This window comes from Streptomyces sp. NPDC005551 (genome assembly GCF_042871785.1).
Taxonomy (GTDB): domain Bacteria; phylum Actinomycetota; class Actinomycetes; order Streptomycetales; family Streptomycetaceae; genus Streptomyces.
The window spans coordinates 564,341-574,390 of sequence record NZ_JBIAJE010000004.1 but is presented as its reverse complement, the minus strand read 5'-3'; the positions used below and the strand labels follow the sequence as shown (position 1 = coordinate 574,390).

The 10,050-nt window shown below is 72.4% G+C and carries 5 protein-coding genes; all 5 read right to left on the bottom strand.

Features of this window, described 5'->3' with window-relative positions:
• Positions 1-135 precede the first annotated feature (135 nt).
• Positions 136-3,576 (bottom strand): dTMP kinase, encoded by a 3,441-nt coding sequence (gene tmk / locus ACFYP4_RS14925; RefSeq protein WP_388785597.1) that lies wholly within the window; start codon positions 3,574-3,576, stop codon positions 136-138.
• Between the two features lie 213 nt (positions 3,577-3,789).
• On the bottom strand, positions 3,790-6,603 hold the full coding sequence (topA, locus tag ACFYP4_RS14920; RefSeq protein WP_388785595.1) for a type I DNA topoisomerase: 2,814 nt from the start codon (positions 6,601-6,603) through the stop codon (positions 3,790-3,792).
• Positions 6,604-6,862: 259 nt separating this feature from the next.
• Positions 6,863-7,060 (bottom strand): hypothetical protein, encoded by a 198-nt coding sequence (locus ACFYP4_RS14915; RefSeq protein ID WP_388785593.1) that lies wholly within the window; start codon positions 7,058-7,060, stop codon positions 6,863-6,865.
• Positions 7,061-7,441: 381 nt separating this feature from the next.
• The gene (locus ACFYP4_RS14910; protein ID WP_388785591.1) at positions 7,442-8,959 is read right to left on the bottom strand and encodes a methyltransferase; all 1,518 of its coding nucleotides are present in this window, start codon (positions 8,957-8,959) and stop codon (positions 7,442-7,444) included.
• 338 nt (positions 8,960-9,297) lie between these two features.
• Positions 9,298-9,891, bottom strand: a complete 594-nt coding sequence (locus ACFYP4_RS14905; RefSeq protein WP_388785590.1) for a small secreted protein — start codon at positions 9,889-9,891, stop codon at positions 9,298-9,300.
• Positions 9,892-10,050: the final 159 nt, after the last annotated feature.

Below are 10,050 nucleotides of genomic sequence, written 5' to 3'. Positions count from 1 at the left end.
GCCGCCCGTCGACGCGGGTTCCGGTGCCGGTGCCGCCCGTCGACGCGGGTTCCGGTGCCGGTGCCGCCCGTCGACGCGGGTTCCGGTGCCGGTGCCGCCCGTCGACGCGGGTTCCGGTGCCGGTGCCGGATCGGCTCAGCGACGCCGTCCGCCCCTGCCGCGCCCCTCGTCCCGGTCGTCGTCCTCGCGCGGGCCGAGCAGCTCGTCCGCCAGGCTCGGGAGGTCGTCCAGCGGAGTCTCCTCCGCCCAGTCCGAGCGGCGCCGGCGCGGGGTGCCCGTCTCGTCGACCTGTGGCAGTTCGCGCGTGCGCTCGTTGCCCCCCTCGCTCGCGTCCCTGCCCTCGGGCCGCGGGCGTTCGTCGCCCGCCGGGCGCTCGTCACGGAAGAAACCCGGCGGCACACGGTCGGTCGACCCGCCCGTTGCCCTGCCGCGTGCCGGAGGCTCGCCCGCGTCACGTACGGGCGGCAGCACCTCCGTCTCGTCGGCAGGACGGTCCGCACGCACCGGGGGCAGCACGGCCGTCTCGTCCGCCGCACCAGGCGTCACCGGGGGCAGCACGGCCGTCTCGTCCGCCGCCGTCGAAGGAACCGGCGGCAGCACCGCCGTTTCGCCGGCCGCCGTCGGCGGGACCGGCGGCTTCGGCAGCGTGGCCGTCTCCTCGCCGTCCCCGCGGGAACCGCCGTCCCCACGGGAACCGCTCCCGGACCCGGAGGTCCTGGAACCGGTGCTCCCGGAACCGGAGGCCGCAGAACCGGCGGTTCCGGACCCGAGGCCCTCCCCCAGGTCCCGCACGGGCGGCAGTACCGCCGTCTCGTCCGCCGGACCGCCCGTCGCGTTCTTAGGTGTCACGATCGGCGTCGGCACGGTCGGCCGGCTATCCGCAGCCGGCGCGGGAGGCGTCGAAGGCGTCGAAGCGGGCGCCGAAGGCGCGGTACCGGCGCCCGAGGGCCCCGCCCCCAGCGCCCCGGCCGCGGTCACGGCGGCCGCCGAAGCAGCGGCGGCCTCCGCCGCCGCCCGTCGCGCCTGTTCCGCCCGCAGCAACGCCTCCTCCGCCTTGCGCTGCTTCTCCAGGCGCCGGGCCTCGGCCTCGGCACGCAGCCGCGCCTCCTCCTCGGCCTGCCTGCGCCTGCGCTCCTCCTCGGCGGCTCGCGCCTGCTCCTCGGCGAGCTTGCGGACGCGCTCCTCCTCGGCACGGCGGCGGGCCTCCTCGGCGCGCTGCCGGGCCTCCTCGGCCTGGCGCTCGGCCTCGCGGCGCTGAGCCTCCTCCAGCTCGCGCTGCTTGCGCTCCTCCTCCTCGGCACGCAGCTTGGCGAGCTGCTCCTGGCGCTCGCGCTCCAGACGCTCCTCCTCGGCCTTGCGGCGCGCCTCTTCCTCCGCCTTGCGCCGGGCCTCCGCCTCGGCCGCCCTGCGCGCCTCCTCCTGGGCCTTCACCTCGGCCTCGGAGAGGGGCAGCATCATGTCGAGCCGGTGCCGGACGACGGTGGTGACCGCCTCGGGCTCCTGGCCCGCGTCGACGATCAGGTAACGCCCCGGGTCGGCGGCGGCGAGGGTGAGGAAACCGGCCCGCACGCGCGCGTGGAACTCGGCCGGCTCGGACTCCAGGCGGTCGGGCGCCTCCGTGAACCGCTCACGGGCCGTCTCCGGAGACACGTCCAGCAGTACCGTCAGATGCGGCACGAGACCGTCGGTCGCCCACCGCGAGATCCGCGCGATCTCGGTCGGCGACAGGTCGCGGCCGGCTCCCTGGTAGGCCACGGAGGAGTCGATGTAGCGGTCCGAGATGACGATGGCGCCGCGTTCGAGCGCGGGGCGCACCACCGTGTCCACGTGCTCCGCGCGGTCGGCCGCGTAGAGCAGGGCCTCCGCGCGGTTGGAGAGGCCGGCCGAGGACACGTCGAGCAGGATCGACCGCAGCCGCTTCCCGACCGGCGTCGCCCCGGGCTCGCGGGTGACCACGACCTCGTGTCCCTTGGCACGGATCCAGTCCGCGAGGGCCTCGGCCTGCGTGGACTTGCCGGCCCCGTCGCCGCCCTCCAGGGCGATGAAGAAGCCGGCTGCGGCGGGCGCCTGCTCCGGGTCGTCGCCACCGCGCAGCGCGTCCCGCAGGTCGTGCCGCAGCGGCACTCCGGACCGGTCGTCGATCTTGGCGAGCACCAGCGCGGCCACCGGCAGCAGCAGCGCGCCGACGAGCATCAGCGTGAAGGCGGCACCGCCGTGCGCGAAGACGAACTTGCCGTTCTCCAGCCGGTGCGGACCGATGGCGGCGGCGACCAGGGGCGCCACCAGCACACCCAGCGCCACGAACACGCGCACGACCGCGTGCAGGTGCTCGGTCGTTCGCGGTCGGCGGTACTCCTCGGTCTCCTGGTCGAGCAGCGTGTGCCCGGTGTTGGCGGCGACACCCGCGCCGATCCCCGCGAGACCGACTATCAGCAGCACCGTCGTGACGTCCGGGACGAGTCCGGCGGTGAGCAGGGCGACGCCGGTGAAGGCGATGGCCAGCGCGAGCAGCCGGCGCCGCGACAGCGAGGGCAGCAGGGACGGCGCCGTACGGATGCCGATCACGACACCGCCGGTCAGCACGAGCACCAGCAGTCCGTACGTCACCGGGCCGCCGCCGAGGTCCTTGGCGTGCAGCACGAAGACGGCGACGGCGGCCGCGACGGCCCCGGCGACGGCGGCGCAGGCCGGCACGAGCAGCGGTATGGCCCCCGTACGGCCCTTGTCGACGGCCGTGCCGGTCTTGGGACGCCGCAGCCCCTCCAGGGGCGAACGGGCGCGGGGGGTGCGCGTGCCGGGCAGTTCCAGGGAGGTGAGCACGGTGAGGGAGGCGGCGAACAGACCGGCGGCGACGTACGAGGCGAGGGCCGCCTGGTGCTGCTCGAACCAGTCGAGCCCGGCGCCCAGCAGGTTGTTCAGCAGCGACACGACGACGAGTGCGGCGGCCGCGAGCGGCACCGACACGAAGGCCGTACGCAGCGACAGGCGCCGCAGTGCGTCCATGTGGTCCGGCAGCGGGCGCACCGTCGCGCCCTCCAGGGGCGGCGCGGGCAGCAGCGCGGGCGCCGCGCTCTCGCGGCACACGGTCCAGAAGCGCTCGGCGACGCCGGCCACGAAGGCGGTCACCAGGAGGACGGCCGGCGCGTCGTCCGGAGTCCAGTCGATCCACAGCGGCGCGACGATCAGGAGGGCGGCGCGTACGGCGTCCGCCCCGATCATGGTCCAGCGGCGGTCGAGCGGTCCCTCCTGGGAGGTCAGGGAGCTGAGCGGGCCGAGGAGTACCGCGCCGAAGAGCAGCGTCGCGAGGACGCGGGCCCCGAAGACGGCCGCCACGGCGAGGCTCACCCCGCGATAGCCGCCGCCGAAGGAGCCATCGGCGATGGCCGCCTGGAGGACGAGGAGGACCAGGACCAGCAGGGCCAGGGCATCACCGACTCCGCCCACCAGCTGCGCACTCCACAGGCGTTTCAACTGCGGTCGGCGCAGGAGTGCGCGGACGGCACGCTCCCGGGAATCTGCGACCAGGGCGTCGTCGGGGGCCCGGTGGTGGGCCGTTGGCTGCTCGGCTCGCGTCATCCTGACAGCCTATCCGGAGGGAACCGGCTCCCCGAAGGGGCGGCCGAACATACGAGCGCCCCCACATCTGGAGGTGTGGGGGCGCGCGAGGCGGGCAGAAGAGAGCCCGCGTGGGCGGCGGGGAGCCGCCCTGAGGGATCCGTGCGGACCTCCGGAAAAGGCGCTCAGCAGAGGCGGCCTTTGGAGAGACTCCCCGGAAGTCCTCCGCGGAAGTCAGCTCTCCGAGGCGGTCGTCTTCTCGGCGGCGGCCTTCTTCGCGGGTGCCTTCTTGGCGGGTGCCTTCGACGCCGTCGTCTTCTTCGCGGCCGTCTTCTTGGCCGGGGCCTTCTTGGTGGCCGCCTTCTTGGCCGGTGCCTTCTTCGCGGTCTTCTTGACCGGGCCCTTGGCGCGCTTCTCGGCGAGCAGTTCGAAGCCGCGCTCCGGGGTGATCTCCTCGACGCTGTCGCCGGACCGCAGGGTCGCGTTGGTCTCGCCGTCGGTGACGTACGGGCCGAAGCGACCGTCCTTGACCACGACCGGCTTCTGGCTGACCGGGTCCTCGCCCAGCTCCTTCAGCGGCGGCTTGGCGGCGGCGCGTCCACGCTGCTTGGGCTGCGCGTAGATCGCGAGCGCCTCCTCCAGCGTGATGGTGAAGAGCTGCTCCTCGGCGGTCAGCGACCGCGAGTCCGTGCCCTTCTTCAGATACGGCCCGTAGCGGCCGTTCTGCGCGGTGATCTCCACGCCCTCGGCGTCCTTGCCGACGACCCGCGGCAGCGACATCAGCCTGAGTGCGTCGTCGAGCGTCACCGTGTCGGGCGACATCGTCTTGAACAGCGACGCCGTACGCGGCTTGACGGCGTTCTTGCCGGTCTTCGGGGTGCCCTCGGGGAGCACCTCGGTGACGTACGGGCCGTAACGGCCGTCCCTGGCGATGATCTGGTGGCCGGTCGCCGGGTCGGCGCCGAGCTCGAAGTCGCCGCTGGGCTTGGCCAGCAGCTCCTCCGCGTACGCGACGTCGAGTTCGTCCGGGGCGAGGTCCTCGGGGACGTCCGCGCGCTGGTGGTTCTCGGAGTCCTTCTCGCCGCGCTCGACGTAGGGGCCGTAGCGGCCGACGCGCAGCACGATGTCGTTGCCCACCGGGAAGGACGACACCTCGCGGGCGTCGATGGCACCCAGGTCGGTGACGAGTTCCTTGAGACCGCCGAGGTGGTCGCCGTCGCCGTTGCCCGCCTCGGCGGCGCCGCTCGCCTCGCCCTCGCCGAAGTAGAACCGCTTCAGCCACGGCACGGACTGCGCCTCGCCCCGCGCGATGCGGTCGAGGTCGTCCTCCATCTTGGCGGTGAAGTCGTAGTCGACGAGCCGCCCGAAGTGCTTCTCCAGGAGGTTGACCACGGCGAAGGAGAGGAAGGACGGGACGAGAGCCGTGCCCTTCTTGAAGACGTATCCGCGGTCGAGGATCGTGCCGATGATCGACGCGTACGTCGACGGGCGGCCGATCTCGCGCTCCTCCAGCTCCTTGACCAGGCTGGCCTCGGTGTAGCGGGCCGGGGGCTTGGTGGCGTGGCCGTCGACCGAGATCTCCTCGGCGGACAGCGGGTCGCCCTCGCTCACCTGGGGCAGCCGGCGTTCGCGGTCGTCCAGCTCGGCGTTCGGGTCGTCGGCGCCTTCGACGTACGCCTTGAGGAAGCCGTGGAAGGTGATCGTCTTGCCGGACGCGCTGAACTCGGCGTCGCGGCCGTCGGAGGCCCGGCCCGCGATCTTGACGGTGACGGAGTTGCCGACCGCGTCCTTCATCTGTGAGGCGACGGTCCGCTTCCAGATCAGCTCGTACAGCTTGAACTGGTCGCCGGTCAGACCCGTCTCGGCCGGGGTGCGGAAACGATCACCCGAGGGGCGGATCGCCTCGTGCGCCTCCTGCGCGTTCTTGACCTTCCCGGCGTACGTACGCGGCTGGGCAGGCAGGTAGTCGGCCCCGTACAGCTGCGTGACCTGGGCACGGGCGGCGCCGACCGCCGTGTCCGACAGCGTGGTGGAGTCCGTACGCATGTAGGTGATGAAGCCGTTCTCGTACAGCTTCTGCGCCACCTGCATGGTGGCCTTCGCGCCGAAGCCGAGCTTGCGCGAGGCCTCCTGCTGGAGCGTCGTCGTACGGAACGGGGCGTACGGCGAGCGGCGGTACGGCTTGGACTCGACCGAGCGGACCGCGAAGGCGGTGTCCCCGAGGGCGGCGGCGAGCGCGCGGGCGTTCGTCTCGTCCAGGTGGAGCGTGTTCGGGCTCTTGATCTGCCCGAGGGAGTCGAAGTCGCGGCCCTGGGCGACGCGCTTGCCGTCGACCGCCGTCAGCCTGGCGACCAGCGACGACGGGTCCGACGCGTCACCCGCGCGGCCCGTGCCGAAGGTGCCGGTGAGGTCCCAGTACTCGGCGGAGCGGAAGGCGATGCGCTCACGCTCACGCTCGACGACGAGGCGGGTCGCCACGGACTGGACACGGCCGGCCGACAGGCGCGGCATGACCTTCTTCCACAGGACCGGCGAGACCTCGTAGCCGTAGAGGCGGTCGAGGATGCGGCGGGTCTCCTGGGCGTCGACCATGCGCTTGTTGAGCTCGCGCGGATTGGCGACGGCGGCGCGGATGGCGTCCTTGGTGATCTCGTGGAAGACCATCCGGTGGACGGGGACCTTGGGCTTCAGGACCTCGAGGAGGTGCCACGCGATGGCTTCGCCCTCGCGGTCCTCATCGGTGGCGAGGAAGAGTTCGTCGGAGTCCTTCAGCAGGTCCTTGAGCTTCTTGACCTGGGCCTTCTTGTCAGCGTTGACGACGTAGATCGGCTGGAAGTCGTGTTCGACGTCGACGCCGAGGCGGCGCACCTCGCCGGTGTACTTGTCGGGCACCTCTGCGGCGCCGTTCGGGAGGTCGCGGATGTGCCCGACGCTCGCTTCGACGACGTAGCCGGGGCCGAGGTAGCCCTTGATCGTCTTCGCCTTGGCAGGCGACTCGACGATGACGAGTCGGCGGCCGCCGTGTGCGGTGTCGCTGGTCGGGGACAACTTCGCTCTTCTCTCCGGATCGACGAGGGGGGTCTCCCCAGGTCTTGCTCCCGGGGGTCGTGTCGTGCTGACGCTGCGGAGTGTGACGGTACATCCCGCCCCCGTGTCAAACGGGAAAAGCCCGCAACGGCCACTCGAACGGTAACCCGACTACCGCCATTCCTGCCGCCCGGAGTGGCCACCGGCTGTTTCACCCCCATCCGGAGCGTGACCCCTCAATTACCGGACGCCGTCCGTCCGGAGACCGGCGAACCCCTCCCTACGCGCGCGTGAAGCACCAAGCGGCGAGCACCAGGGCGCCTGCCGAGGCGAGGCCCGCGAGCGTCGCCGATGCGACGGGGTTCACACCGAGGGCGACGGGCAGGCGGTGCCGCAGCCGCATCGCGGTCCACGCCAGCAGTGCCCCTCCGAACAGGGTGAACGCCGATCCCGCGAAGATCGCCGGCCCGCTTTCCATGGCTCCACCCTTCCGTCCCGCCGTCCCAGGGTGCGGAGACTGGCACGTCAGGGAAGCGGCCGGACGAACCCACGGTGAACGCGGAACGGCCGACCTCGGGGAGCGCCCGTCGGACGCGGCCCCGGTCAGGCGCAGACACCGCCGGCCGAGGCCCGCCGCCGTTCGAAGCGTCCGCACGCCGAGAGAGCCGCAGGCCGAGGGATCCACCAGATCAGGGAGTCTCCGGCTCAGGGAGTCTCCGGCTCAGGGAGTCTCCGGCTCAGGGAATGTCCGGCTCAGGGAGCCGGCTGAGGGAGTGGCCGGTGGGGCTCACGCGAGCCGAAGCCCCGTCGGCGCCGAGCGAGCCGCCGGCCCAGGGGCCAGGCGAAGAGCCGCGCGGTGTCACCTCACCGGCTCGATGAACCCCTGTTCCACCAGCAACCGGATCTGCTCGGGTGTGCGGTCGCGCAGCAGGACGGGGTCCTCGCCGATGAGTTGCGCGATGGCGTCCAGAATCCGCCCCGCGCTCAGCGTGCCGTCGCAGACGCCCGCGAAGCCCGCGCCGACGGTGTCCACCTTGGTCGCCCGGCGCATTCCGCGGTGCTGACGCAGCACCACGTGCTCGGGGTCCTCGGCACCGGGCAGTCCGACCTGCTCCTGGACGACCTCGGCCACGAGCCTGAAGTGGCCGGAAAGCAGGGCCGCGTCGTCGTGCTCCCGCAGGTAGCCGACGCGGTCGAAGTGCGCGCGCACGGCGTCACCGAGCGGCTGTTCGACCGAATGCGGCCATTCCTCGACCGTGACCGAAGGCTCCGCGGCGCCGGTCCTGCGCAGGCTGATCCAGCCGAAGCCGACGGCCCTCACCTTGCGCGCCTCGAACTCGTCGAGCCAGGCGTCGTACCGCGTCTGGTACTCGGCAGGGTCGCTGCGGTGGTCGCCCGCGTCCCGCAGCCACAACTCCGCGTACTGCATGACGTCCTGCACCTCGCGCTGCACGATCCACGCGTCGCAGCCGCGCGGCACCCACGAGCGGAGCCGGTCCTGCCAGTCCTCCCCCTCCACGTGCTGCCAGTTGGCGAGAAACTGCGCGTACCCCCCTTCGTTCAGCCGCTCCCCCGCCTGCTGAACGAGCGTGCGGCAGAGATCGTCCCCGTCCATCCCGCCGTCCCGGTACGTGAGCCGGGCGCCAGGTGAGATCACGAAGGGCGGGTTCGACACGATCAGGTCGTACTTCTCGTCGGCGACGGGCTCGAAGAGGGAGCCCTCCCGCAGATCGGCCGCCGGGGCACCGGAGAGCGCCAGGGTGAGTGCGGTGATGTGCAGCGCGCGGGGGTTGACGTCGGTCGCCGTCACGCGCGTCGCGTGCTGGGCGGTGTGCAGCGCCTGGATCCCGGAGCCGGTACCGAGGTCGAGCGCGGAGGCAACGGGCGTGCGCACGGTGATGCCGGCGAGCGTCGTGGACGCCCCGCCGACGCCGAGGACGACACCTTCCTCCCGGCTGCCGATGCCGCCGGCCCCGCCGACCGCGCACCCGAGGTCGGACACGATGAACCAGTCCTCGCCGTCCGTCCCGCCGTACGGCCTGATGTCCACGGTCGCGGCGACCTCGTCCCCGCCCACCGAGGTCAGCCATCCGCCGTCCAGGCAGTCGGCGACGGGCAGCACGTCCGCCACGCGCGCGTGCTGCACAGGCTGCTGCAGCAGGAACAGGCGTACGAGGGTCTCCAGCGGGGTGTCCCCGCGGGTCGCCCGGAGCGCGGGCACGGTCTCGCTGCGCGCCAGCGCCGCGTACGCGGGGGCGCCGAGCAGATCAAGCATCCCGTCGGCGGTGTAGGACGCGCCGAGCAGGGCGTCCCGCAGCCGCGCGGCGACGTCGGGACGGTCGGACGAGGGCAACGGTGACAGGCTGGTGTGGCTCACCACCCCATTGTGACCCGCAGGGCGCGACGACGGCGCGACCGGGCACCGCACGCCCGCCACCACCCCCGCGCACCCAGCACCCATCACCCATCACGCACACCGGGCTCCGCCAAGGCCGCCATCACCCCAGGCACCGCGGGCTCCGCGCACCGCGCCGCGAAGCCACCCACACGGGCCCAGCACCGTCAGAGCCGCCCCGGACACGGTCGACCGTCAGCCCACCCCGAGCACGGAAAACGCGGGAGCCACCCCCATGCCCGGCTGACCGTCAGCGCCACTCCCGGGCACGGGAAACCGGCCCCGCCGCCGACACCGCGGGGCGGGGCCGTTCGGCCGGGTCAGCCCTTGGTGACCTCGGGAGAGCCGGACGCGCTCTTGCAGCTCGCCTGCTGGGCCATGGCCTGGCCCACGTCACCCTCCTCGAGCTTCTTCAGCGCGTCGTTACCGCTCTGGCTCAGCTTGTCGAGTTCGGTGGCGACATCCTTGAGGCCGTCGGCGAACTTCGCCTGGTCCTTGGTGTCGAGCCCGTCGACCTGCTTGCGCAGATCGGCGTACGCCGAGGAGATGTCGTCGAGTTCCTTGACCGCGTCGGTCTGCTTCTTCTCGCCACCGTCGACATTCGGCGCCCCGGCCTTCTTCACGGCGGCGCCGATCGCCTTGTAGGCGTCGGACATGTCCTGGAACGCCTGCGAGTCGGTCGACTGGACCGCCTTGGGCGTGCTGTTGTCCGACGTCTCCTTCTGGATCGCGGCGTTGGCCGCCTCGATCTTCCTCGCCTGCGGCTTCACCGCGTCACAGACCTGCTTGGCCCACGAGTCCAGCTTCTCGTTGCCGTCGTCGCTGCTGCCGCATCCCGACAGCGCCATCACCAGTACCGCACCGCCGGACACCGCGGCCGCGAGCTTCTTGTTCACCGGATTGGTCCCTTCCATGGCTCTCGGCCCCGGAACATACACGCCAAGTGGGGGACAACCGTATGCCGGACATCTGCTTTATCCGTTATTGCGCCATTTGCCCCACGGAGACAAGGCTCACGGAGAGAGCGAGAACGAGAGCGGGCGGGTGGGCGGCGCGTCAATGCGCGCCGCCCA

Bases quoted from the DNA above. Each gene is read 5' to 3' on its own strand.
- tmk (WP_388785597.1), bottom strand. From the start codon at position 3,576: ATGACGCGAGCCGAGCAGCCAACGGCCCACCACCGGGCCCCCGACGAC.
- ACFYP4_RS14915 (WP_388785593.1), bottom strand. From the start codon at position 7,060: ATGGAAAGCGGGCCGGCGATCTTCGCGGGATCGGCGTTCACCCTGTTC.
- ACFYP4_RS14905 (WP_388785590.1), bottom strand. From the start codon at position 9,891: ATGGAAGGGACCAATCCGGTGAACAAGAAGCTCGCGGCCGCGGTGTCC.